The 22,204-nt window shown below is 65.1% G+C and carries 28 protein-coding genes and 1 pseudogene; 6 read left to right on the top strand and 23 right to left on the bottom strand.

Translation table 11 applies throughout. The features are described from left to right. Positions 1-129: 129 nt before the first annotated feature. From BM272_RS01435 to BM272_RS01390, 10 genes are all read right to left on the bottom strand, one after another. Complete coding sequence (locus tag BM272_RS01435; RefSeq protein ID WP_143613094.1) at positions 130-327, bottom strand: hypothetical protein; 198 nt, start codon at positions 325-327, stop codon at positions 130-132. Positions 328-358: 31 nt separating this feature from the next. Further along, the gene (gene rluB / locus BM272_RS01430) at positions 359-1,183 is read right to left on the bottom strand and encodes a 23S rRNA pseudouridine(2605) synthase RluB (RefSeq protein ID WP_093426969.1); all 825 of its coding nucleotides are present in this window, start codon (positions 1,181-1,183) and stop codon (positions 359-361) included. Continuing rightward, on the bottom strand, positions 1,180-1,827 hold the full coding sequence (scpB, locus tag BM272_RS01425) for an SMC-Scp complex subunit ScpB (RefSeq protein WP_093426968.1): 648 nt from the start codon (positions 1,825-1,827) through the stop codon (positions 1,180-1,182). The genes rluB and scpB overlap by 4 nt, the downstream gene beginning before the upstream one ends. 3 nt (positions 1,828-1,830) lie before the next feature. Beyond that, on the bottom strand, positions 1,831-2,718 hold the full coding sequence (locus BM272_RS01420; RefSeq protein ID WP_093426967.1) for a segregation and condensation protein A: 888 nt from the start codon (positions 2,716-2,718) through the stop codon (positions 1,831-1,833). Continuing rightward, positions 2,718-3,938: a tryptophan--tRNA ligase gene (locus BM272_RS01415; RefSeq protein WP_093426966.1), complete on the bottom strand. Its 1,221-nt coding sequence runs from the start codon at positions 3,936-3,938 to the stop codon at positions 2,718-2,720. The genes BM272_RS01420 and BM272_RS01415 overlap by 1 nt, the downstream gene beginning before the upstream one ends. Positions 3,939-3,966: 28 nt before the next feature. Further along, positions 3,967-4,632, bottom strand: a complete 666-nt coding sequence (locus BM272_RS01410; protein WP_093426965.1) for a site-2 protease family protein — start codon at positions 4,630-4,632, stop codon at positions 3,967-3,969. A 3-nt stretch (positions 4,633-4,635) separates the two neighbouring features. Next, entirely contained in the window at positions 4,636-5,265 is a 630-nt protein-coding gene (locus BM272_RS01405) for an L-threonylcarbamoyladenylate synthase (RefSeq protein ID WP_093426964.1), read from the bottom strand. Further along, on the bottom strand, positions 5,262-6,131 hold the full coding sequence (locus BM272_RS01400; protein ID WP_093426963.1) for a PHP domain-containing protein: 870 nt from the start codon (positions 6,129-6,131) through the stop codon (positions 5,262-5,264). Before BM272_RS01400 ends, BM272_RS01405 begins: the two co-directional genes overlap by 4 nt. 129 nt (positions 6,132-6,260) lie before the next feature. Continuing rightward, the gene (locus BM272_RS01395; protein ID WP_093426962.1) at positions 6,261-6,608 is read right to left on the bottom strand and encodes a HepT-like ribonuclease domain-containing protein; all 348 of its coding nucleotides are present in this window, start codon (positions 6,606-6,608) and stop codon (positions 6,261-6,263) included. Beyond that, complete coding sequence (locus BM272_RS01390; RefSeq protein ID WP_093426961.1) at positions 6,598-6,912, bottom strand: nucleotidyltransferase family protein; 315 nt, start codon at positions 6,910-6,912, stop codon at positions 6,598-6,600. Before BM272_RS01390 ends, BM272_RS01395 begins: the two co-directional genes overlap by 11 nt. Before the next feature lie 163 nt (positions 6,913-7,075). On the opposite strand from BM272_RS01390, the gene BM272_RS01385 reads away from it, so the two are divergent. From BM272_RS01385 to hepT, 3 genes are read left to right on the top strand one after another with little or no spacing between them, the layout of a single operon-like run. Beyond that, complete coding sequence (locus BM272_RS01385; protein ID WP_093426960.1) at positions 7,076-7,909, top strand: hypothetical protein; 834 nt, start codon at positions 7,076-7,078, stop codon at positions 7,907-7,909. 28 nt (positions 7,910-7,937) lie between these two features. Beyond that, positions 7,938-8,336 carry a type VII toxin-antitoxin system MntA family adenylyltransferase antitoxin gene (gene mntA, locus BM272_RS01380; RefSeq protein ID WP_093426959.1) on the top strand — a complete coding sequence of 133 codons (399 nt, stop codon included), beginning with the start codon at positions 7,938-7,940 and terminating at the stop codon, positions 8,334-8,336. Beyond that, positions 8,321-8,737 (top strand): type VII toxin-antitoxin system HepT family RNase toxin, encoded by a 417-nt coding sequence (gene hepT, locus BM272_RS01375; protein WP_093426958.1) that lies wholly within the window; start codon positions 8,321-8,323, stop codon positions 8,735-8,737. Before mntA ends, hepT begins: the two co-directional genes overlap by 16 nt. 123 nt (positions 8,738-8,860) lie before the next feature. Here the strand turns inward: hepT and BM272_RS01370 are convergent, their stop codons facing one another. Together BM272_RS01370 and BM272_RS01365 are read right to left on the bottom strand one after the other, a co-directional pair. Continuing rightward, on the bottom strand, positions 8,861-9,208 hold the full coding sequence (locus BM272_RS01370) for a HigA family addiction module antitoxin (RefSeq protein ID WP_093426957.1): 348 nt from the start codon (positions 9,206-9,208) through the stop codon (positions 8,861-8,863). Between the two features lie 9 nt (positions 9,209-9,217). Continuing rightward, on the bottom strand, positions 9,218-9,469 hold the full coding sequence (locus tag BM272_RS01365) for a type II toxin-antitoxin system RelE/ParE family toxin (protein ID WP_093427427.1): 252 nt from the start codon (positions 9,467-9,469) through the stop codon (positions 9,218-9,220). Positions 9,470-9,631: 162 nt separating this feature from the next. Here BM272_RS01365 and BM272_RS01360 point away from each other — a divergent pair, with 162 nt between their 5' ends. Beyond that, positions 9,632-9,946: a helix-turn-helix domain-containing protein gene (locus BM272_RS01360; protein ID WP_240307969.1), complete on the top strand. Its 315-nt coding sequence runs from the start codon at positions 9,632-9,634 to the stop codon at positions 9,944-9,946. After that, a complete protein-coding gene (locus BM272_RS01355) occupies positions 9,939-11,204 on the top strand; it encodes a type II toxin-antitoxin system HipA family toxin (protein ID WP_159432985.1) in 1,266 nt (421 codons plus the stop codon). Before BM272_RS01360 ends, BM272_RS01355 begins: the two co-directional genes overlap by 8 nt. Before the next feature lie 97 nt (positions 11,205-11,301). On the opposite strand, the gene BM272_RS13940 is transcribed toward BM272_RS01355, so the two are convergent. Together BM272_RS13940 and BM272_RS14150 are read right to left on the bottom strand one after the other, a co-directional pair. Next, positions 11,302-11,490, bottom strand: coding sequence for an antitoxin (locus tag BM272_RS13940; protein WP_240307999.1), 189 nt, complete (start codon positions 11,488-11,490; stop codon positions 11,302-11,304). Then, positions 11,464-11,622 (bottom strand): annotated as a pseudogene (locus tag BM272_RS14150) (type II toxin -antitoxin system TacA 1-like antitoxin); the annotation flags it as partial. The pseudogene BM272_RS14150 and the gene BM272_RS13940, both read right to left, overlap by 27 nt. Positions 11,623-11,918: 296 nt before the next feature. Here BM272_RS14150 and BM272_RS01345 point away from each other — a divergent pair. After that, positions 11,919-12,161 carry a type II toxin-antitoxin system Phd/YefM family antitoxin gene (locus BM272_RS01345; protein WP_093426954.1) on the top strand — a complete coding sequence of 81 codons (243 nt, stop codon included), beginning with the start codon at positions 11,919-11,921 and terminating at the stop codon, positions 12,159-12,161. A gap of 195 nt (positions 12,162-12,356) precedes the next feature. Here the strand turns inward: BM272_RS01345 and BM272_RS01340 are convergent, their stop codons facing one another. The 9 genes from BM272_RS01340 to BM272_RS01300 all read right to left on the bottom strand — a co-directional run bounded on the left by BM272_RS01340 (position 12,357) and on the right by BM272_RS01300 (position 22,148). After that, the gene (locus tag BM272_RS01340) at positions 12,357-12,647 is read right to left on the bottom strand and encodes a type II toxin-antitoxin system RelE/ParE family toxin (protein WP_093426953.1); all 291 of its coding nucleotides are present in this window, start codon (positions 12,645-12,647) and stop codon (positions 12,357-12,359) included. After that, positions 12,635-12,913 carry a CopG family ribbon-helix-helix protein gene (locus BM272_RS01335; protein WP_093426952.1) on the bottom strand — a complete coding sequence of 93 codons (279 nt, stop codon included), beginning with the start codon at positions 12,911-12,913 and terminating at the stop codon, positions 12,635-12,637. The genes BM272_RS01340 and BM272_RS01335 overlap by 13 nt, the downstream gene beginning before the upstream one ends. A gap of 38 nt (positions 12,914-12,951) precedes the next feature. Then, positions 12,952-14,115, bottom strand: a complete 1,164-nt coding sequence (locus BM272_RS01330; protein ID WP_093426951.1) for a glycosyltransferase family protein — start codon at positions 14,113-14,115, stop codon at positions 12,952-12,954. A gap of 237 nt (positions 14,116-14,352) precedes the next feature. Beyond that, entirely contained in the window at positions 14,353-15,648 is a 1,296-nt protein-coding gene (locus BM272_RS01325; protein ID WP_093426950.1) for a hypothetical protein, read from the bottom strand. Positions 15,649-15,770: 122 nt separating this feature from the next. Further along, positions 15,771-16,901 (bottom strand): glycosyltransferase family 4 protein, encoded by a 1,131-nt coding sequence (locus BM272_RS01320; protein WP_093426949.1) that lies wholly within the window; start codon positions 16,899-16,901, stop codon positions 15,771-15,773. Beyond that, complete coding sequence (locus BM272_RS01315; RefSeq protein ID WP_143613092.1) at positions 16,898-18,130, bottom strand: ArnT family glycosyltransferase; 1,233 nt, start codon at positions 18,128-18,130, stop codon at positions 16,898-16,900. The genes BM272_RS01320 and BM272_RS01315 overlap by 4 nt, the downstream gene beginning before the upstream one ends. Positions 18,131-18,153: 23 nt before the next feature. Continuing rightward, positions 18,154-19,296: a glycosyltransferase gene (locus tag BM272_RS01310; protein WP_159432984.1), complete on the bottom strand. Its 1,143-nt coding sequence runs from the start codon at positions 19,294-19,296 to the stop codon at positions 18,154-18,156. 831 nt (positions 19,297-20,127) lie between these two features. Beyond that, on the bottom strand, positions 20,128-21,267 hold the full coding sequence (locus BM272_RS01305; RefSeq protein WP_275886922.1) for a glycosyltransferase: 1,140 nt from the start codon (positions 21,265-21,267) through the stop codon (positions 20,128-20,130). 152 nt (positions 21,268-21,419) lie between these two features. Then, positions 21,420-22,148: a class I SAM-dependent methyltransferase gene (locus BM272_RS01300; protein WP_093426945.1), complete on the bottom strand. Its 729-nt coding sequence runs from the start codon at positions 22,146-22,148 to the stop codon at positions 21,420-21,422. Between the last annotated feature and the right edge of the window lie 56 nt (positions 22,149-22,204).

Below are 22,204 nucleotides of genomic sequence, written 5' to 3'. Positions count from 1 at the left end.
TCGCCGTAATGGATCCCTGAATCTACCGACGACGTTCGCGCTGATGGGCCTTGTGGCTACTCCAGGCCACAGCCAGCCCCAGGAGTGCGAGTACACCCGTAATCCCTAGCATGAAGTAGGCAACGGCATTCATTGGAGATTCTCCACGTCTTTAAGCGCGATCAACGCAGCCATCTCGAAGATCAGAAGGAACGAGGCAGAAAGCGCGACCGTCCACCAGGCTTCGGCCTGAATTCCACTATAGCCGAAGGCGGCCAGCTGCCCCAGCCCGTAGGCTCGAAACGAACCGGCGAGATGGCGAGACTGTGCCTCGTTCAGGATAATCATGCTCATCGGCCTCCCTGCCCTTGAACATCGTTCAGCGGTACCGCCCACCCTTCTTGCGCCGCCCGCCGGTGCTGGCCTTGCCGCGGGCGCGGGTCTTCTTCGGGGGGTGGGCGCGGTCGGTGCGGTCTTCCAGGCCGGCGGCGATGAGGAGTTCCGCCACCGCTTCGGGGGTCAGCTCCTCCCAGCGGCCGCGCTGGAGCCAGCGAGGGAGCTGGACCGGGCCGTAGCGCACCCGCAGCAGACGGCTCACGGGGTGGCCCACCGCCTCCCAGAGGCGGCGGACCTCGCGGTTGCGGCCCTCGCGCAGGACCACGCGGTACCAGTGGTTTCGGCCCTCGCCACCGGCGTCGGTGACGCTGTCGAAGTGGGCCGGGCCGTCCTCCAGCTCCACCCCGCGGGTGAGTTCCTCGAGCGTGGCCGGCGGCACGGCGCCGAAGATCCGGACGGCGTACTCGCGCTCGATCTCGCTGGAGGGGTGCATCAGCGCGGAGGCCAGCTCCCCCTCGTTGGTGAAGAGCAGCAGGCCCTGGCTGTTGAGGTCCAGCCGGCCCACGGCCACCCAGCGCCCGCCGGGCAGGCGCGGCAGGCGGTCGAAGACCGAGGGTCGGCCCTCGGGGTCGCGACGGCTGACCACCTCGCCCTCCGGCTTGTAGTAGGCCAGCACCCGGATCCGGGGCGCCTCGGCCAGGTGCACGGCTCGGCCGTCCACCTGGATCCGGTCCTCGGGCCCGGCGCGATCGCCCAGGGTCGCGGTCTGGCCGTTGAGGCGCACGCGCCCGTCCGTGATCCACTGCTCCAGCTCCCGGCGGGAGCCGTACCCGGCGCGGGCCAGGACCTTCTGGAGCTTTTCGCTCATTCGTCCCCTCCTCGGGGTGGTTGCTCTTCGTCGCCCTCGAAGGGATCGGGGGCGCTGGCCTCGCTGCCGCTGTCCAGCTCCGCCCCGATCTCGTCCAGGGAGCGCAGCTCGGCCAGCGGGGGCAGGTCCTCGAGGCCGTTGAGATTGAAGTGTTCCAGGAAGGCGCGCGTGGTGGCGTAGAGCGCCGGCCGGCCGGGCACCTCCCGATGCCCCACGGTGCGGACCCACTCGCGCTCCTGCAGGGTCTTCATGATGGAGCTGGAGACGGTCACGCCCCGCACCTCCTCCACCTCGCCCCGGGTTACCGGCTGGCGATAGGCAATGATGGCCAGGGTCTCCAGCAGTGCGCGGGAGTAGCGCGGCGGCTTCTCCTCCCACAGCCGGCTCACCCGGGGCCCCAGCTCCGGTCGGGTGCGGAAGCGCCAGCCCCCGGCCAGCTCCACCAGCTCGACGCCGCGGCCCTCGTAGTCGGCGGCCAGGGCCCGGAGCGCGGCCTCCAGCGCCTGGCTCGCGGGCCCCTCGTCGCCCTCTTCCGCGGGTCGGTCGGCCAGCAGCTGCTGCAGCCGCGCCACCGTGAGGGGCCGCTCGCTGGCAAAGAGCAGGGCCTCCACCTCGGGCTTGAGTCGTTCGATCTCCGCGTCCATGGCTCAGGCCTCCCCGTCGGCTTCCTCCGCCTCGCCGGCCAGGGCACCGGCACCGCTGGCGCGCAGGTGGATGGGCGCATTGATGTCGTGCTGGATGGCCTCCACCAGCCCCTCCTTGAGCAGCTCCAGCACCGCCAGGAAGGTCACCACCACCCCGGCGCGGCCCTCTTCCGGGTCGAACAGGGCGATGAAGGCGGTATGGCCGGACTCGGAGAGGCTCGCCAGGACGCCGGACATGCGCTCGCGCACGGAGAGCGCCTCGCGCTCCACGTGGTGGGTCGCGTGGAGATCGGCGCGCTGGAGGACCGCCCGGAAGGCCTCCAGGAGTTCGTCCAGCCCCACCTGCGGCTGGGGCTTCTCCGCCTGCACGGCGGCCACCTCGGCGGTGGCGGCGACCACGTCGCGCTCCATGCGCGGCAGGGCGTCCAGATCCTCGGCGGCCTGCTTGTAGCGCTCGTACTCCTGCAGCCGGCGCACCAGCTCCGCGCGGGGGTCCTCGCCCTCCTCCTCGTCGCTGGCGGCCGGCCGCGGCAGCAGCATGCGCGACTTGATCTCGGCAAGCATGGCGGCCATGACCAGGTACTCGGCGGCCAGCTCCAGCCGCAGCGCCTTCATCAGCTCCACGTACTCCATGTACTGGCGCGTGATGGTCAGGATGGGGATGTTCAGGATATCCAGGTTCTGGCGCCGGATGAGGTAGAGGAGCAGGTCCAGCGGCCCCTCGAAGGTATCCAGGAAGACCTCCAGGGCATCCGGCGGGATGTAGAGGTCCTGGGGCAGCTCGGTAACCGGCTCCCCCTCCACCATCGCCAGGGGGAGTTCCTGCTGGGCGCCGGCCTCCGTATCCGGTGCAGTCTCCGGCGCGGCCTCCGCTGCCTCCTCCGGACCCATCACTGGCGCCAGGTCAGCCCCATGGCGTGGCGGACCTCCTCCATGGTGTCCCGCGCGGTATCCCGGGCGGCCTCGCAGCCGTCGTGGATGATCTTGCGCACCAGCTCGGGGTCCTCCTCGAAGCCCTGGGCCCGCTCACGCAGGGGGGCCAGCTCGGCCAGGACGCCGTCGATAACCGGCTGCTTGCACTCCACGCAGCCGATGCCGGCGGAGCGACAGCCCTCCTGCACCCACTCCCGGGTGGACTCCTCGGAGTAGATCTGGTGCAGCGGCCAGACCGGGCAGTTCTCCGGATCGCCGGGGTCGTTGCGCCGCACCCGGGCCGGGTCGGTGGGCATGGTGCGCAGCTTCTTCTCCACCTCTGCCGGCTCCTCGCGCAGGCCTATGAAGTTGCCGTAGGACTTGGACATCTTGCGCCCGTCCAGCCCCGGCATGCGCGGCGCCTCGGTGAGCAGCGGCTCCGGCTCCGGCAGGATGATCTTGGTCCCGCCCTCCAGGTAGCCGAAGAGCCGCTCGCGGTCGGCCAGGGTGATGTTCTGCTGCGTCTCCAGCAGGGCGCGGGCGGTCTCAACCGCCTCGGTATCGCCCTCCTCCTGGTGGCGCTTGCGCAGCTGGTGGTAGAGCTTGGCGTTTTTCTTGCCCATCTTCTTCACCGCCGCCTCGGCGCGCTCCTCGAAGTCGGGCTCGCGGCCATAGAGGTGGTTGAAGCGCCGCGCCACCTCGCGGGTGAGCTCCACGTGGGCCACCTGGTCCTCGCCCACCGGCACCAGGCCGGCGCGATAGATGAGGATGTCCGCGCTCTGCAGCAGCGGATAGCCCAGGAAGCCGTAGGTGGCCAGGTCCTTCTCCCGCAGCTGCTCCTGCTGATCCTTGAAGCTCGGCACCCGCTCCAGCCAGCCCAGCGGCGTGATCATGGAGAGCAGCAGATGCAGCTCGGCATGCTCGATGACCCGGGACTGCACGAAGAGCGTGGCGGCATTGGGATTCACGCCGGCGGCCAGCCAGTCGATGGTCATCTCCCAGCTCGCCTCCGCGATGCCGCGGGGATTCTCGTACTCCGTGGTCAGCGCGTGCCAGTCGGCCACGAAGAAGTAGCAGTCATACTCGTGCTGCAGCCGCACCCAGTTCTTGAGCACGCCGTGGTAGTGGCCCAGGTGCAGACGGCCGGTAGGCCGCATGCCCGAAAGGACGCGGGGATTCTGAGTGGAATTGGGGCTCACGTCGTTACCTTGGCTTGGGATCCGAAGACTAGAGTCCGATGAACTGATGAATACCGTGGCGCAGGCCGGTGACGGCCGGCCCGAGGATGGGGTCCAGGAAACCGAAGATGAGCAGCAGCAACAATACCACCACCCCCCAGGATTCCGCCCGGTTGTAGGTGGCGACCGCCGAGGCCGGCAGCACCGCGCTCACCAGCCGGCTGCCGTCCAGCGGCGGGATGGGGACGAGATTCAGCAGGCCGATGACCAGGTTCACCACCACCCCGCTCATCCCCATCAGCACCAGGAAATCGCCGATGCCGGGGCCCAGGGCGTAGCCGGCCTTGGCCACCAGGCCCCAGAGCAGGGCCATGATCAGATTGGAACTCGGCCCGGCCAGGGCCACCAGCGCCATGTCCCGGCGCGGCCGGGCCAGGTTCTCCCAGGTGACCGGCACCGGCTTGGCCCAGCCGAAGACGAAGGGCGGCGCCCCGGCGAGGCTGGCCGTGATCACCAGCCCCAGGGGCAGGATCACGGTGCCGAAGGGGTCGATATGGCGGACGGGGTTCAGGGAGAGGCGGCCGAGCATCTCGGCGGTGCGGTCACCGAGAGCCAGGGCCGCCCAGCCGTGGGCGACCTCGTGGACCACGATGGCAAACAGGAGCGGCAGGGCGACCACCGCAATGGTCTGGACAACGCTGAGCTGGTCGAGCACCGGCTACCCCTGTCCCTCGAAGGCGCTCGGATCTCCCGCCCCGCGCCGGACCACCTCCGGCACCTCCTCGACGAAGTCCACCACCGTGGTGGGCTCCACCAGCCCGTGGCCCCCGTCGATGACGAGATCCACCTGCCGTTCCAGCCGCTCCCGGATCTCCTCCGGATCGGCCAGGGGCAGGTCGTCACCGGGGAGCTGCAGGGTGGTGCTGACCAGGGGCTCGCCCATGCCGGCCACCAGCGCCTGGGCGATGTTGTTGTCCGGCACGCGCAGACCGATGGTCTTGCGCTTGGGATGCAGCAGCCGACGCGGCACCTCCCGCGTGGCGGCCAGGATGAAGGTGTACGGTCCCGGCGTGTGGGCCTTGAGCAGGCGGAAGGCGGTATTGTTCACCCGGGCGTAGACGCCGATCTCGGAGAGATCGCGGCAGACCAGGGTGAAGTGGTGGCGCTCGTCCAGATTCCGGATCTGGCGGATCCGGTCCATGGCCTGCTTGTCGTCCAGCCGGCAGCCCAGGGCGTAGGCGGAATCGGTGGGATAGGCGATGACCCCGCCCTTCTTCAGGATCTCCACCGACTGGTGGATGAGCCGCTGCTGCGGCGTCTCCGGATGGATCTGGAAGTACTGGCTCATGTTACCTCCTCGCAGGTGCGGGGAAGGTAGCGCTCGCCCCAGGTGGACCAGACCGGCTCGCAGCCCTCGGGCAGCTCGGCCACCCGGCCCAGCTCCGCCCAGGTGCGCTCCGGGCCGTGATAATCCGACCCGCGGGAGGCGCGGAAGCCGAACTCCCGCGCCCACGCCGCCATGGCCACCGCCTCGCCGCGACCGTGGCTGCCCGAGACCACCTCGATGGCCTCGCCGCCGGCCTCCTGGAACTGGCCGAAGAGCCGGCGCATGCGCCGGGCGGTGAGATCGTAGCGCGCCGGGTGGGCGATGACCGCCTCGCCCCCGGCGGCATGGATCCAGGCCACGGCCTCGCCGAGCTCCGCCCACTGGCCGGCTACATGGCCGGGTTTGCCCGACTTCATGTAGCGCTTGAAGACGTCCTTCACGTCCTTGGCGTAGCCGTTATCGATGAGGAAGTGGGCGAAGTGGGTGCGGCTCAGGGTATCCCCGCCGCTGCGCGCCACCGCCCCCTCGTAGGCGCCCTCCACCCCGGCGGCCTCCAGCCGGCGGCCGATCTCCGCCCCGCGCCAGACCCGGAACTCCCGCAGCCGGGCCAGCCCGGCCTGGAGGACGGCATTGTCCGGATCGATGCCGAGGCCGACGATGTGCACCGTCTGGCGCTCCCAGGTCACCGAGATCTCCACCCCGGGCACGAAGCCGATGCCGTACTCCTCGGCCGTCGCCGCCGCCTCTTCCAGCCCCTCGGTGGCGTCGTGGTCGGTGAGCGCGAGCACATCCACCCCCCGCTCGGCGGCCAGCGTGGCGAGCTCCGCCGGGCGCAGCGTCCCGTCCGAGGCGGTGGAATGGCAGTGGAGGTCGTAGTTCAGGCTCATACCTCCCAGAATATCGCATATCGGGCGGAGTTGTCCCCAATAATGGTGGACGCTCCCGTGCGACTGCTCCAGCGAATGCCAACTGCTTATTGCCCGGGTACAGCTTGGACAGGAGACAAGCCTGCGTCCCTACCCTTCCCAGTTCTCCAGGAGACGCGACAACTCGCCTGCCATGCGCGGGAGATCCTCGTGGACAGTCCGCCACACGATCCGGTGGTTCAGCTTAGCGTAACCATGAATCAGGATGTTGCGGAGGTTTACAGCCGCCCGCAGGTCAGGAATGGATTCAGCCACTCCGGGGAAGTGCTTTTCCAGCTGGCCCAGCGCCTCTCCAACGATCTCCAACTGCCGTTCAACGGCCGAGCGCAACAGCGCATCACCGAGATAGCGCTCCTCACTTGCCCCCTCGGTAAATTCCGCAACTCGCAATGCGGCCTCACGGGCATCCCAGAGATAGGCGCGTGGATCACGGTGCATGGACCGGCTCGCGGCTTCGTTCGATCTCCGCCCGGACGAAGGGATTTTCAACGCTCTCGCTGGTCACGAGATCCACGGGCCGCTGCAGGATGTCACTCAACTGCTCGCGAAGGGCCAGGTAGGCGCTCAACGAGGTCTCTGCTTCGCTATCGGGGGCGAACTCCACGAGGAAGTCGACATCCGAACGCTCGGCATCGAAATCACTGCCCCGCGCCGCCGAGCCGAAGACCTCGAGCCTTCGCACGCCAAACTGGCGGCACACCGCCTCAATGGCCCCACGCTTTTCCCGAATGAGCGGATGCACCGGATATTCCTCGCCCGATCGCTGGTCTTTGTCGATACTAGCCGAGAATAGCGCACAAGGGCCGACACTGTCCGCCCACGACGGCACTCGATCCTTGATGACTCTGGCGTCAACCGCGTCTTCCGGATTACCCTACTTAATCACCCAGGAATACGGAGGCCCCATGCAGCTCGGTTCATCGGACGTCGAGACCCTGGCCGGCGCCATCGAGGACGCCAACCACATCATCATCGAGGCGTGGACCGAGCGCGGCCCCGGCGTGGGCCCGGACGAGGTCAGCCCGGAGCTGCTCTCCGAGGCGCTGGGCCAGTACGTGGAGATCCTGCGCAAGGTGGAGGGCGTGGGCGGCGAGCCGCCGGAGTCCGACTCCATCTTCGACACCATCGCCACCGCCGGCGGCGGCCGCAAGGCCGGCGAGCCGGTGACCACCGGCGGCATGAGCAGCAACACTACCGGCGCCGATCCCGACGACATCACCCAGCTCGGGGACTACGGCCTCTCCCTGCTCCACGACCAGTCCGAGTGGGCCCGGCGCCTGGGGCTGGAGGCCGCCGCCGAGCGGCTCAACGGCCTCAACGTCGCCATCGCCCTGTGGGTGGCCCGCCACGGCGGCGAGCTCAACCAGATCGACGGCATCGTCAACGTCCTCGCCTCGGTGGCCAACCGCACCGCCGACCCGGACCGCCTGCGCGAGCTGGCCAACGCCATGGGCGAGATCGCCCACGCCGCCTCGCCGGCCATCAAGCAGGACCTGGACCGCGCCAACCCCGCCCGGCCCTGGCGCGTGCTCCTGCTCAACCGCAGCATCTGCGCCACCCGCTCCCACGACCCCGCCGCCATGGAGTCCGCCTTCCACGACCTGGGCCAGTGGCTCCCCGACGACGCCCCGGAATTCTTCGCCGAGGGCCTGCAGCAGATGGACCCGGAGAACACCCCCACCGAGGTCCTGGACCTGCTCAAGAGCTACCTGCAGCGCTGGAAGGGCGGGCAGCACTGAGCCGCGCGCACTCTGCTAGAATCGGCCCATGATGCCCGGAACCGACATTGAGGCCGTACGAGGCGTTCTGGAACGCCATCCGGAACTGGAACTCGCCATCGTATTCGGCTCGGTGGCGAGCGGATCCGCACGGGCCGACAGCGACCTCGACCTGGCCGTCAGCGCCGGTAGCCCCCTCTCCACCGAGGCACGGATCGCGCTCATCGAAGAGCTGGCCGCGGCCACGGGTCGCCCGGTGGATCTGGTGGACCTCACCCTGGCGGGTGAGCCGCTCCTCGGCGAGATCGTGAGCAATGGTCGGCGCCTGACGGGGAGCGATGAGGCCTACGCTAGCCTGGTGACGAGGCACCTCTTTGATAAGGCCGACTTTCTCCCCTACCGCGACCGGATCCTGGCGGAACGGAGGCAGGCTTGGATCGACGGGTAGTCGAGCAGAAGCTGGAGAGCCTGCGCTACTGCGTTCAACGCGTGGCGCAGCGTTGCCCGGAGACGCCGGGCGAGCTACAACAGGATGCCGACACTCAGGACATCCTTGCCCTGAACCTCTCGCGCGCCGTGCAGCAGTGCGTCGACATCGGCGCTCATTTGCTGGCCTCCCTGGAGTTACCACCCCCCAATACCATGGGTGAGACCTTCGACCGACTGGCCGAGGCCGGGATCATCGAGGAACCCCTGGCACTCGGGCTCAAGAAGGCCGTCGGCTTTCGTAACATTGCTGTCCACAACTACGAACGCATCGACTGGAATATCGTCCACTCCATCTGCGCCCGCCACCTGGATGACTTCCGCCTCTTCGCCCGAATCGTCTCGAGCAGGCTCACTGATTGAGGGTCTCGAGCTTTGCTACGGCCCCGATTCAATGCTCTTTTAAGACCCGACCCCTTTAGCGAGACACCGTCGTTCCCGCGCATGCGGGAACCTCGCTGACCCTGCCACCGTCCCGCCAAAGCCCTACGCGACCCTTGGCGAGACGGTCCGCTCGATCTCCCCTGCGATGGTCTGCCGCGCCCGCCGCAACTCGTACTCGGACTGCAGCCGCATCCAGAATTCCGGCGTGGTGCCAAAATAGCGGGACAGCCGCAGCGCGGTATCCGCGGTAACACCACGCTCCCCCTTGAGCAGGGCCGTGATCCGATTGGCCGGAACACCGAGGGCCCGAGCCAGCGCGGCCGCCGACAGGCCCAGCGGGTCCATGAAGTCCTCCCGCAGGATCTCCCCCGGCGTGATCGGATCCTCGCGTTCCGCACCGGCATCCTCCTCGAGCACCAGGCTGGACAATTCGTCCCGTTCGATAGTCATGGCCACCCCCTAGTGATAATCGCAGAAGCGGAAGCACAAACGCCACTGGGCATCCACTCGAATGCTCCACTGACCCGACCTTTGCCCGCTCAGTTTCTCGAGATGATTACCCGGCGGTACACGCAACTCCTCAACACGGTCCACAGCGTCCAGTTGCAGGAGCTTCCGGCGAGCCTTCCGCCGCAGCGGAGGCGCAACGGATCGCACAGGCCGATCGTCGAACAGCGCCGCTGTCGTCTTGTCGGCAAACGTCCTTATCATGAATCCACTATCGTACAGGATACGTAAAGCGTAAAGGCCTTTCTCCCAATACTTGCGCCCCATTTTATCTCTCGAATTTTCCCTTTCGGGATAATTGAGTTGTCTTGATGGCCCTTCCGGCTATAATTATCCCGATAAGGAAAAATTGTCCGCGTAGAGTAGATGGGCTCCGAAATGATCCCGATAGGTAAAAAAGCTCCCCGCCACTACGGTATCGTCCGCAGCCCCGAAGAGCTGGGTCGCGTCATGCGCGCCCACCGCAAGGGACGCCGCCTGACACTGGAGGAAACGGCCGACGTCGGGGGCACCGGGATCCGATTTCTCTCGGAGCTGGAGCGCGGCAAGGCCACCGCCCAGCTGGGCAAGACCCTGGAGACCCTCCGCCTGCTGGGCCTTGAGGTCGTCGTCGTCCCCCGCGGCATGGCGGATCGGGTGCAGCAGCTCCTCGATCAGGCGGCGGAGGACGAGCGTGATTGACCCCGACGCACTCAATGTCTGGTACGGCGAGCGACTACTAGGCTACCTCTGGTGCAATGCCGACGGCCGGATGGGATTCCAGTACGACGCGGCATGGCTCGAGGACGGCTTCCGGTTGTCGGTCCGCCTGCCCCTGCAAGCCGAACCCTTCCCGCCCGAGGGCCGCTCCGCCCACGCCTTCTTCGCCAATCTGCTACCGGAGGGCGGCGCGCGAGAGCGGCTGGTCCGCAGTCGCCGACTCTCCGACAACGACTTCCTGCTCCTTCGGGAATTCGGCGGGGATTGCGCGGGCGCCCTCTCTCTCCTGCCGGTGGAGGCCGATCCCGCGACAGCGGGAGCATACGCCCCCTTGTCGAGCACGGAGCTGCACCAACTGGTCCTCCAGCACGGCCGCGCGGCCTACGCTCCCCGTCACGGCGGCCCACAACCCCGACTGTCCCTGGCCGGCGCACAGGACAAATGCCCCATCTTTCGCGGCGCCGACGGCCACTACGCCCTGCCCACGGGCACCGCCGCCTCCAGCCACATCCTCAAATTCCGGGTGGACGAATTCGCCAATGTCCCCCTCTACGAGGCCTTCATGAACCGGCTGGCGCAGCGGGTGGGCGTGCCCACCCCGGAAACCCATCTGGAGCAGAGCGAAGAGGAGGCCTTCCTGGTCATCCAGCGGTTCGACCGAACCTGGCAAGACGGCACCCTCCGGCGCCTCCACCAGGAGGACCTCCTGCAGGCACTCGGGCCGGAACGCTTTCGTGGCAAGTACGAGGCCGAGGGTGGCCCCGGTTTCCCGGAATGCGCCGGCCTCGTCCGCGAAGTGAGCGAGGATCCGATTACCGATCTCCGGAACCTGCTGCGATGGCAGATCTTCAATACCCTGGCCGGTAATGCCGATGGCCACGCCAAGAACCTGGCCCTGATGCAGGTGGTGCCCGGGAGCAATCGGTGGCGCCTGGCCCCCTTCTACGACCTCGTCTGCACCCGTGCCATTGACGGCATCGATACCCGCCTGGCCATGAGCATCGGCGGGGAGTGGGAGCCGGAGCAGGTCACGGCGGAACACTGGCACGCCCTCGCCCGGGCCAGCGGCCTGCGCCCGCGGCTAGTGGACGAACTCCGGGCCGAGATGACAGCGCAACTGCCGACGGCCTGCGCCGCTACCCGGGCGGAGTTCGAAACCGCCTACGGCCCCCTGCCCGCCCTTCAGCGGATCGAAGACCTGCTCCCGCCTGCCGCCCCTGATCCGAGCCAGGACGCCTAAAACCTTGCCCCCATCTCCTAATGCGCCGGCATCCAGTTCTCGACCTGCAATACGGGAACTCGGATGTTCGTATCGAGCATGTACCGCACTACAGCGCCTAGCGGTCCTGCGGCACCTCATCCTCGAGGGAGTCCGGGAAATCCTCCGGGAGCGTCTGCGCCGAGCCCTTGAAATAGTCGCCCCAGGAACGCGGCTTCGGCCGGAGGATCAGGGCATCCCCCCGCTTCTCGATCACGACCTCATCCGCTTCCTTGTACCGCCGCGCTGCCTGCCGTAGACGGGACAACGGGCGTGGGGGCCGGTCCAGTGCCTCCAGCATGCTCTCGAACGCCTCGCGGCTGGTATTGATCCGCGTGGCCCGCTCGGTTACCTCGCTGACCCCCTCCGGGGCCGCATCTTCATCCGTTGCTCCTGTCATTGCGGCCTCTCATTGTTGACCCGGCATACGTGTTCTCAGTCTGTGGGTTCAGACAGTGCCAGAATGAATACAAACCAGAGGAAATCAATGGGTCCGAAACCCCGGTCGTGCTCGCCCTCTCTCGGCCCGCTCCTGAGCTCCGTCTGAAACCACTTCGCCACCTCCTTGTTGCCGGTGAGCGCCAGGGGCTCGGGGCGGTTGAGAACGAGGTATTGCCTTCTTCCTCCTCGGGCCCCATTCCCTTATTGTCCCAACCAATCCCCCTGTACAGTAAGTACATTCAAGGGAGGAACGCCATGAAAAACATCGGTTCCGAAGCCGCCCGCCGACACTTGCCGGAGCTACTGGACCGCGCCCACGGCGGTGAGCCCTTGGTCATCATGAAACGGGGCAAGCCCTACGCCGTCCTCGCCTCCCCAGAGCAGTGCCGGATCCCGTCCACCCGGGGCGGCCTGCTCGGTTTACGCGGCTCGGGGGCGGGGCTCTGGGGTGACACGCCCACTGAGACACTTGCGGTCCTGCGAGAAGAGTGGGACTGATGGAGGATTACCCGACCCTCCTCGCCCCCTACTCGAAGAGACGGGCCACCCGCTTCATGGGCAGAAAGAGCCGGCCAGGCTGTTGGGGAAAGCGCCGGAACTCGTAGACCTCGTAGAAGCTTCGAGCCTGCTCATCCTTGGCATCCACGACGACGGCGGCAGCCGCGATCTGGCGAGCCTGAGACCCGACCCTTTTCAGAACCCGGCCTCTTTCTGATGGCGAATGGCCAGGATCACGACGAACTCCCCGTCGAGGCGATATCGAGCGACGTAGCCACTAGTACCGAATTCGATGAACCAGTCCCGGTACTCCTCGGGCAGGTCATCAACAGGGCGTCCGATAGCAGGCTGCTCCTTGAGTGCCCCGATACCCCGGAGGATCGCCCCCGCTGCCCGCGCCGCGGCTTCCGGATCCCTGGAGTGGAGGAACTCGCGCAATCGTTCCAGGTCCCGGAGCGCTCCCGGGGAGAAGATCACTTGTCGCATTTCGGGGGCGGCGTCTCGTGTTCCGTGCCCCAACCGGTCAGCCAGTGTTCCACCGCGTCAGTGTGAACATACTGGCCGGTCGCCTGATATTCCTCCCAGGCTCTCACTGCATCCTGTTTGAAGGCCTCGCGCCTTTCCTCGCGCTCGACGTACTGCTCGATGGCCTCGCGCATCAGCCAGTGCGCCGAGCGCCGGCGGGCGTCTGCCAGCTCCTGTACTCGACCCTTGAGTTCCTCATCGAGCTTGATGGAGGTGGGGGTAGCCATAGCGGACTCCGTAGTCAGAGGTAATACCTCTAACTACTCTAGTTTGAATAATGCTCCTGGTCCATCCGCTCCGGCTCCCCCACGGACGAAACCTGGCCGCCCTCCCCCTCTCTCGACCCCCTCCTAAGCTCCATCCACAACTGCTCCGCCGCCTCCTCATTGCCGGTGAGCGCCTGGGGCTCAGGGCGGTCGCGCTCCAGGACGGCGTCCAGGGCCCGGCAGATGGCCGCCGGCCCCGCATCGGCCGGGACCACCTCCCCGCCCCCACGCTCGCGCAGGAAGGCGAGCAGCGCCGGCGCCTCCGCCCAGCCCGCGCGGTCCAACGTGACCACCGGGCAGCCGGCGGCCGCCGCCTCCACGAAGGTGCCGTACCCCGGCTTGGTGACCACCGCATCCACCGAGGCCAGCAAGTCGGGAAAGGGCCAGCCCAGCGTGGCCGGATCGTGTTGGCGCGGGGCGGGCGCCTCCCCTGCTCGCGGCGGCCGCAGCCAGTGGATGGGCCGACCGCAGTCCGGCGCTACCGGCAGGGGCGACGGCTGGATCCCGCCCATGGCCACCAGCACCACCGGCTCCCCATCCTCGGCGCCCAGCCACTGGCGCAGCTCCGCCGAGCGCCCCCGGCCCACCCGCCCCACCGGACCGATGGCCAGCCCGTTGGTGATACTCGGCATGGGCATGGCCGGCGCCGGCTGCAGGAAGGCGCGGGCACCGTTATAGGCCGCCTCCATGGTCGCCAGGATGGCGCGCATGTCCGAATCTTCCGGCGCCAGGGGCGCCAGGATGTCCCGCCAGTTCAGCGAGCACATTGCCACGGAGGGGAGGCCAAGCCGGTGCGCGGCGGCTAGCGTGAGATAGGGGATATCGGCGAGCACGAGATCCGGCGCGGCTGCCGCCAGGTCCGCGGCCACCGCCTCCACCTGCGCCTCCCAGTCCGCATGGAGGGCGCGATACCGCGCCAGACTCGCCTCGGCATCCACGGTCACGGCATCGTGCATCACCAGCCCAAAATCATCGCTCACCGGCTGATGGGCAAAGGGCCCCTCCAGCCAGTCGGCCACCACCTCCCGGGGATGGCCACTGCGCACCGTCACGGCGACCTCCGGCCGGTGCCTGCGCAGCGCATTGATGACCGAGGCGATCTGGGCGAGATGGCCCAGGCCGTGGGCGGATACGGCGGCCAGCAGATGGGGCGATTGCGTCATTCGACCTCCCAGAGAGACGGACGCACCACCCTACTCCAAACGATTACCGCCACTGAACTATCACGAAAGACTTGACCCCTTATTACGGAGCTACCGTCCAAGAACCACCCACCGTCGTTCCCGCGAACGCGGGAACCTCGCAAACCCTGCCTCCAGGACTGAAACCCCTTCGCGGCCTGTTCTCGAGGTTCCGGACTGGCGCTTTCGCGCCATCCGGAACGACGGGGAGCCCCCTACTTACACAGCCCCGACGATCCGGTCGTGCAGCTCCGGCAGCGGGATGGTGCGGTCGCGGGTGGAGGCGGCGGTCTCGGCGGTGTCGATGACGTAGCCGGTGGTGTGGTGGTGGCCGTTCTTGATGGCGACCAGGGCGGTGTGGGCGGCCAGGTCCTCGATGGTGCGGCCATTGATGTGGGCGGTGGTGCCGGGGGTGATCTCGTGGGGGTAGGTCAGGGTCACGAACATGTCCGTGCCGCGGTTGTCGGCCTCCTCGAAGAGCGGGCGCTCCTCGTCGTCGGTGGCCGCGCGCAGCAGTCGCTCCGCCTCGGCGGCGGACTCGGCGCTGTCGAAGTGGACCAGGAAGTCCCGGGACATGCGCGGCTCCACCCCGGTCACGCCGGGGATCCCGGCGCGCTGGAGGAAGTCCGCGTGGTCGGTGAAGCGGTAGTAGTAGGTAACCTCCGGATATGGCACCTGCCGCAGCCCGGTGGCCACGATGAGCCGGCTCTCGGGGAAGCGCTGGCGCACATCCCGGAGCATCATGTCGTAGAGCTCGTAGATCTCGTAGACCGGGTCGGCCTCCGGCTCCACGTACCAGTCCGGGTTGCGCCGGTCGGCCTCGCAGGCCGGGGAATTGAAGAAGTAGTGGTGCTGGATGTGCGCCCCGGCATTGAGGAAGAGCACGGAGAGATCCGGCCGGTGCTTGCGGAAGAGCGCGTTGTGGACGTCAAAGAGCAGCAGGTCCAGCAGCATGGCGCGCGGCCAGTGGTGGCGCAGGCCGCGGGCGATGAGGGAGGCGTAGCGCCCATAGTGGCGAGGGCTGGCGAAGCGGGCCAGCCCGGCCAGGACGGTGGCCAGCGTCCCCGCCCCCACCCTGCCGTGGGCATTGGCGTTCACCGCCTCGGAGACGGCCCGCGCCAGCCGCCGGACGAAGGGCGAGCCGGAGGCCTCGGTGGGCGTCCAGGGGTCCGGCACGAAGTACGGGGCGTTCTGGAGCCGGTTCTCCGCATTCATGGGGGAGATGGCGCCGACGGTATGGCCCTTGGACTCCAGCTCCTCGAAGAACTGCGGCACCGGCCGGCCGACGATATCCCCCAGCCGGAAGATCTCATGGTCGCGGTAGGCGCGACCGCTGTGGACCGTCACCCACTGGATCCAGGGCTCCAGCTCCTCGTAGCGCTGCTCCGCCTCCGTCTCGATGACGCCGTGCTCCTCCATGAGCGCCTTGAAGCCGGGCAGCCGCCCCTGCTGGATGTAGTGCTCAACGTAGTCGAAGTTGATCTCGTTGAGTTCCAAAAAGATTGTCCGGCTCATGTCTTCCTGCCCGTAAACCCTAGTTGGGCTATGCTGCCACGTACCCCGAATGGCCCCCTTGATCGGCGGCAACCACATGGCGCCATTCTACCGTCCCTGGCAAAAACCGTCTGCCAAGCTCCTCACGAACTAAGAAGCTGCCGATACACCGCCAAGGTATCCGCGACGACCTTCTCGGTGGAGAACTCGTGAACCACTCGCTCGCGTCCGGCGCTGCCCATGCGCTGGCGCAGGGCCGGGTCGGCCAGCAAATCACCGATACGCTCGGCGAGAGCCACGCTGTCGCGCACCGGCACCAGGTAGCCGGTCTCGCCGTCGACCACCGCATCCCGGCAGCCGGGAGCATCGGTGGTGATCACCGGACGGCCGGTGGCACCGGCCTCCAGGGCGACCTTGGGTAGCCCCTCCCGATAAGAGGGTAGAACGACCACATGCGCAGCCTCATAGACGGTGCGCATGTCATCCACCTGGCCCCACCACTCCACGATGCCCTCCTCCACCCAGCCGCGGACCTCCGCCTCGGTAATGCCGGCGGGGTTGCCGGTATCCAGCCCACCCACCAGGGCAAAGCGGGCCTCCACACCATGGGCATGGAGGGCCCGTGCGGCAGCCACGAACTCGTCCACACCCTTGTCCCGAATGAGTCGAGCCGGCAGCACCACCACCGGCGGCCCCTCGGCCTCGGGTGCGGGAGTAAACGTAGCGACGTCCACTCCAGAGCCGGGGATGAGGACCGCCTGTTCCGGGTCCACGGCCCCAATATCCTGGAGGACTGCCCAATCATCGCGGTTCTGGAAGATGATCCGTTGGGGGGAATAGTGCAGGGCGCGGCGGTAGAGCGCATCCACACCGTGGCGCAGAAGGCGGGACCGCCAGTCCGTGCCGGTATAGACGTAGCCCAGACCGGTAATGGCATTCACCACCGCTGGCCGCCCAGCACGGCGGGCGGCCAGAGTGCCGTAAAGGACCGGTTTGATGGTTGCGTGGTGGACCAGATCCGGCGCCAGCCGGCGATAGAGCCGGGTCAATTCTCGCAGAGCGCCCCACTCCTCCCAGACCCGCAGCCCTTGCCGACTCAGCCGCACAGGATGAGTGACGAAGCCCTCCCCCTCCAGTCGTTCCGCTGCCGGGGAACCGCCTGGCGCCACCACCTCCACCTTGAAGCCGGCCGCCTGCGCCCCGCGCAACAATGGCAGGCGATGTGCTGCGGTAAACTCATGGGCATTAACAACAAAGAGCAGGCGTGCGCTCATCGAGCAGCCAGCTCCCGGGGAACGGCGGCCGAGCGGCTGGAAGGAACGCTACGCCGCCACCAGATAAGTCGGGGAAGGTGGGGCGCGGCAAGCGCAATGAGGGCGCCGGCGAACTTCGCCCGATGGCGCAGGCCGGTTCCGAAGTTCCCAGTACCGACCCCATAGGCAAAGATAAGCGGGACCAGAATCAGGAACAGCATCCGCCCCCCGGGATCATTCCAGATTGCTCGCCTCCCTCGCCACACAAGAACGACGAGCGCCAGATAGAACAGCGCATCGATCAGACCGATAACAAGGGCCGGTTCCCGCAAGTCCCAGGGGAAGGGCGCAAAAAGCAGGTAGGCCGCACGCAATGGCACGGCCCAGATAAAGTCGGTTGCACCTTGTGGTTGCGTCCACTCCGGGTAACGCGCCCCTCCTACCACACGACTCTCGAAGTAGAACATCCAGCGCTCAGTGCTGACCATCTGCTCCGCGGTCCCCAGCTTGTGAATGGATACCCCGGTCACGACGTAGGCAACTGCCAAGCCGAGAACCCCTAGAATCGCCAGGCTGGCGACCACCCGAAGCCGACCTCGAGCAACCCCCGCCCACCAACGGCGAAAGGCTCCTGCCCCCAGGACACCGAAGAACCCAAGAAGCCCGACAATGGCGCCCCCATGGAAGAAGGTCGCTGCGACGAACCCGCCAACCGTCAGACCCATGGCTGTAGCTCCGCCACCGCGCGCCCACCGGATCGCCCCCAGTGCCCCAACCATGAAGAAGAGGACGAACCAGACCTCCCGCATGGGCAGCGCCCCGTACTGGACGACCATGGGGAACAGAGCCATGACCCAGGCGACCTTCCTTGCAGCTCGCTCTCCCCAGAGTTCCCTGGCAACCATCCAGGTCACGAGAACCCCGAGGACACCGGCGAACACATTGATGGACTGGAGAAGCAGCAGGCTTCGATCCGTAAGCGCATAGATGAGAGCAGCGCACCATGCATAGAAGTAGGAATCGATACCGGGAAATGCAGAGAGAGCTGACCATAAGCCAGCCCGTGCCCACTCCCACGCTTGTGCCTCAAAGGAAATCGCGTCTGCTGTACCATCCGGGAGTGGTGCCACATAAAAATGGAACAACGCCGCCAAGGCGCGGACCCCGAATGCAACCAATACGACATCCCAAACCCAACTATTTTTAAGAGCCAGAAAAAAGCTGCCAAAACCTGCCGAAGCCAGGCTCAACCACCCAAGAACTTCAGGGGCTATCACTTACAACCACCAAGCAGTCCCTCATAAACACCGCTATAGGCATCTACTATCGCGGATAACGCATACTGATCAACTACACGGCTGCGAGCCGCTTTTCCCATCGCCCGCCGTTCCTCATCCGGCTTTTCAAGCATGGCACGCAGAGCTTTTTCGAGACTTTTTTCGTTCCGCGGCTGAACAACCATTCCCGTGTCCCCAACGATCTCCGCACTGTCCCCCACGTCGGTCACCACACAGGGCACCTCACTGGCCATTGCCTCTCCGATTACATTCGGGAAGGCCTCGCCCCATGCACTGCTGGTACAAAAAACGTCCATCACCCGCATCAGATCCGGAACGTCATCGCGCCCCCCCAGAAAATGGAACCGACCCATAAGCTCTGCAGGCACGATCCCGGTTAACTCCGGATTGTCCGCGTAAACCTCCCGCCCCGCGAGGAGAAAGTGGACCCTTGGTACCGCACGAGCCACAGCCACACTAGCGCGAAGGAACCCCACATGGTCCTTCATGGGATGGAAACGTGCCACGTGGCCGACCACAATAGCCCCGTACGAAATACCGATGGCCTGACGCATCCGCGCACGTAGATCGGCATCCGGCCCTAGGGCCGATACCTCAAACCCGTTGGGAATCACACGCCCACGCGCAGAAGCAAAACCGAACGCCTCATGCTGCTCCCTAGCCAAGCGGCTATTATAGATGACGGCCTCCGGCCTGGATGATAAGCACCTCCCGGCCCTTATCACCCATTGCGTGGAACGCTTTTCGTCATCTAGGTCGTAGAGGCTATGGCGAACATTCCAGACCACGGGCGAACTGCCTGATGTCACGGCCGTTGCTGCGCTAGCGGCGAGGTTACCGTGATACATCCAACCCTGAATCAGGTCCGGCTGGATCTTTCGCACAACCCTTCGCAAATGAAGCAGGCTTAAAGGGTTCGGCATTCCCGGCCGCATCCCAAGCGCATGAACGGGGATCCCAAGCCCCCGGAGACGTTCCTCAAAAGCTCCTGTATCACCAAGCGCTAGAACGGCGGAGTCAAATCTTTCCACCAACCCACCCGCAAGAATATTATAAAGAGCCCGCTCTGCACCACCGATATTCAAGCCGGTAATGACGTGAAGCACTTTTTCAGCCACGAAGGAGCTCCCGATCCCCGACATACGATTTCCCGTATATCGACCCGTGTATCCCGTTCACCACATCCACCCATAAGGGCCCGCCCATCTTTGTGCCCGGCTGGAACTCATATGTCTCCTTAAAATCGTGAACGCTATCGAGCAAGGCCATAATCTCGTTCAGGCTATTAGTACCCGCAGTTTCCGCCCGTTTCCAGTTCTTAAGGGCCCGCTCAGACGTCGACTCGTTGAAACCTACGGTTCACGGATAAGCCAGTTGTTAGAATGTGACAACACATCTTTCCGCAATTCGCCACGCATCCTGTATCCTGTACGTATGGCGCTGGCAATCGTACTCGTCCGGCGCTTCATCCGAAGAATAATAACGGCGCGCTGCACGGACCCATGGAATATCTAGAAGCTTCCCCGGCAGGCAACGCAACACGCGTGCGTACCAAGCATCATTTCGGGCTTTCACTTCAAGCGCCACATCCGGCCAAACCACTCGGCGGTATGGCGCGCATAGATAATGTCGCGACTGGCAATCGCCTTTCTTATCCGGAAGGGCCATCCAGGGTGCGCGCTGAACATCCTTCAAGAGCCTTCTATTAATAAGCAAATGCGGCCGCGTCCCCTTTTCAACCAGCCCCACTGGGTCGAGCCTCACCGACTCACCCCTCGCCAATCGCACCTCTACGATCGGGCCTATATCGAGAAAACCGGCTGCTGGCACCCGAGTGTCCTGGAATGGATACACGGCCCCCAGATGACCGGAGTTCTCGGACTACCAATCACGGTAACTCGCGGGCACTCCCTTACGCCTTTCAGGGTCAATTGACTGACGCTCACCCATCACTCCTTATTGCTGAGCATGACCGCGAGGTACCCATCGGCCGCCCTATCCACACTGAACTCGGCGGCCCTCGCCACAACATCCGGCGGGGTACATTCATCGAGCGTCGCCACCATCGCCTCGGCAAGCGCTGTCTCATCACCCACAGGAACCAGATGACCCCAGCGCCCGCCTTCGAGGATCTCGTCGGGACCAGAGGGGCAATCCGTCGACACCACCGGCGTACCACATGCCATTGCCTGGATTAATCCATTGGGCAGACCTTCCCAAGCCGACGAGAGCACGAACAGGTCTGCGCGAGTGATAACCGGGAAGGGATTATCGACAAACCCCGGGAGATAGACATTCGAAGATACTCCAAGGTTTTCCGCCTCCTTCTCCAGTTCACCCCGCAACGGCCCCTCACCCAATATGACCAACCTCGCACTCAGTTGCTCGCGCAACAAAGCGAAGGCACGAATTAATGTCGTAAAATCCTTTGCCTCGGTCAACCGACCCATAGCCACGACTAAAGGCCCTCCGTTAGTCGAGGACCAAAATTCATTAGCCGGCTCGGCTGCCAATGCCTCAAGCCACCGACCAACAGCGGGATTGAACACAACCTCGATCCTTTCCCGCGGTAGCCCGGCGCGAACTGCCAAGTCGTCCGACACCCCTTCCGAGACTGCAATAATGCCATCGGCTCTCCGGTAAATCCGGCGTCCAAGGTGACCAGTCAACCGCGCCCAGAATCCGCCCGCCTGTTCTAGTGAAACCGAGAAATGAGTGCGTTCACTAACGATCAACCTAGTAGGAACTCTTGCAATCATTCGGGCGACCAGAGCAATGGCATTCGCGTGCCCCATGGCCGACAACATGGCACGAGGCCGCTCGCGCTTAAGGTAACGAACCAGACCGGGGAGGCTCCTGCGCACCCGCGGACAACCGAGGTCCACGACGCGAACACCGTCCTCCACCTCATCGAGGTAAGGGCCCTCGGCACTAGCAAGCACTAGATCCACCTCGTAGCCACGCTCCGCGAAGGAGTTGGCCAAGGTCACCATCACGCGTTCTGCCCCGCCACCACGCAAGGAGGGGAGATATAATGCTAGTTTATCCTCTTTCCCCGAACAGGCCGAACGACTATTTCTTTTTCTCACTACCCCCCTCCCCCACAACTGATCCGCGCTACGACTCGCCCTAGGAACACCGATAAACCAAGAAAGCCAACACATCCTCCTGAATTCTCTATTGCCATCGCTTACTGCTGGCTCTGAAACTAGACGAGCAATAGCCATTCAAGGCACTACAGTTACTTGAAATGGTATACAACCCTTGTCCAGAAAGTCTGGTAGACCCAAGCCAGGAAAGGAAGCTTATTGGAAACCCGCCCCAAGCTCCTGCCCCTTTTGTTCGGAGAACTGTTCAACCAGCACTTCCCTGCATAACCGAATGCACTGAATCGACGAACGAAAAGAGAAGAAATTTCTCGCCCTGAGAGGTAGTTAGTGTTCCCGTCTAAATACCCCCGATTCTTTAACGCCACTTCATGAACAGGCTGGAACTTTTGTGACGATTTACGGAACCCCGCCCAAGTCCAAAAAAGCATCCACCATGAGGGACGGAAGACAGATGACAAAGGCACCTGCACGTGACTTTCCAACGGTCGCAAGCGAGCTGGGAACCGGTGTAGACCCAGCCCACCTGGTTTCATCACTCTAGCCAATTCCGCCACTACTTCATCAGGATTTTTGAGGTGCTCGAACACCTGCTCACTAAAAACGAAGTCAAAATAGGCGTCAGGAAATGGCAATCGATAGGGGTCTTCCTCGATACACTTTATATAGCCTTGCTTTTGGAGTTCATTGGTGTGCGGCCCGTCTTTGAACTTGATGTCAACGCCAAGGGCATCATACCCACGTGTTCGCAATGCCTTTACACGGCTCCCGTTACCACACCCGAAGTCAAGTATCTTGCTAGATCGCTCAACTACTTGACCAAGACAGGCTGCGACTTCAAACAACGTTTCACCGGAATTCATAGGCTCTCCCCTCACCCCAAACACATCGCTTCGAAAACAATTAAATGATAATTAAA

It is taken from the genome of Thiohalospira halophila DSM 15071, assembly GCF_900112605.1.
GTDB lineage: Bacteria > Pseudomonadota > Gammaproteobacteria > Thiohalospirales > Thiohalospiraceae > Thiohalospira > Thiohalospira halophila.
This window is presented reverse-complemented; position numbering and strand designations above follow the sequence as displayed.

Bases quoted from the DNA above. Each gene is read 5' to 3' on its own strand.
- BM272_RS01330 (WP_093426951.1), bottom strand. From the start codon at position 14,115: ATGACGCAATCGCCCCATCTGCTGGCCGCCGTATCCGCCCACGGCCTG.
- BM272_RS01370 (WP_093426957.1), bottom strand. From the start codon at position 9,208: ATGACTATCGAACGGGACGAATTGTCCAGCCTGGTGCTCGAGGAGGAT.
- mntA (WP_093426959.1), top strand. From the start codon at position 7,938: ATGATGCCCGGAACCGACATTGAGGCCGTACGAGGCGTTCTGGAACGC.
- BM272_RS01345 (WP_093426954.1), top strand. From the start codon at position 11,919: ATGAAAAACATCGGTTCCGAAGCCGCCCGCCGACACTTGCCGGAGCTA.
- BM272_RS01335 (WP_093426952.1), bottom strand. From the start codon at position 12,913: ATGGCTACCCCCACCTCCATCAAGCTCGATGAGGAACTCAAGGGTCGA.
- BM272_RS01365 (WP_093427427.1), bottom strand. From the start codon at position 9,469: ATGATAAGGACGTTTGCCGACAAGACGACAGCGGCGCTGTTCGACGAT.
- BM272_RS01420 (WP_093426967.1), bottom strand. From the start codon at position 2,718: ATGGGTCCGGAGGAGGCAGCGGAGGCCGCGCCGGAGACTGCACCGGAT.
- BM272_RS01340 (WP_093426953.1), bottom strand. From the start codon at position 12,647: ATGCGACAAGTGATCTTCTCCCCGGGAGCGCTCCGGGACCTGGAACGA.
- BM272_RS01300 (WP_093426945.1), bottom strand. From the start codon at position 22,148: ATGAATTCCGGTGAAACGTTGTTTGAAGTCGCAGCCTGTCTTGGTCAA.
- BM272_RS01320 (WP_093426949.1), bottom strand. From the start codon at position 16,901: ATGAGCGCACGCCTGCTCTTTGTTGTTAATGCCCATGAGTTTACCGCA.
- BM272_RS01405 (WP_093426964.1), bottom strand. From the start codon at position 5,265: ATGAGCCAGTACTTCCAGATCCATCCGGAGACGCCGCAGCAGCGGCTC.
- BM272_RS01395 (WP_093426962.1), bottom strand. From the start codon at position 6,608: ATGCACCGTGATCCACGCGCCTATCTCTGGGATGCCCGTGAGGCCGCA.
- rluB (WP_093426969.1), bottom strand. From the start codon at position 1,183: ATGAGCGAAAAGCTCCAGAAGGTCCTGGCCCGCGCCGGGTACGGCTCC.
- scpB (WP_093426968.1), bottom strand. From the start codon at position 1,827: ATGGACGCGGAGATCGAACGACTCAAGCCCGAGGTGGAGGCCCTGCTC.
- BM272_RS01385 (WP_093426960.1), top strand. From the start codon at position 7,076: ATGCAGCTCGGTTCATCGGACGTCGAGACCCTGGCCGGCGCCATCGAG.
- BM272_RS01360 (WP_240307969.1), top strand. From the start codon at position 9,632: ATGGGCTCCGAAATGATCCCGATAGGTAAAAAAGCTCCCCGCCACTAC.
- BM272_RS01325 (WP_093426950.1), bottom strand. From the start codon at position 15,648: ATGAGCCGGACAATCTTTTTGGAACTCAACGAGATCAACTTCGACTAC.
- BM272_RS01435 (WP_143613094.1), bottom strand. From the start codon at position 327: ATGATTATCCTGAACGAGGCACAGTCTCGCCATCTCGCCGGTTCGTTT.
- BM272_RS01400 (WP_093426963.1), bottom strand. From the start codon at position 6,131: ATGAGCCTGAACTACGACCTCCACTGCCATTCCACCGCCTCGGACGGG.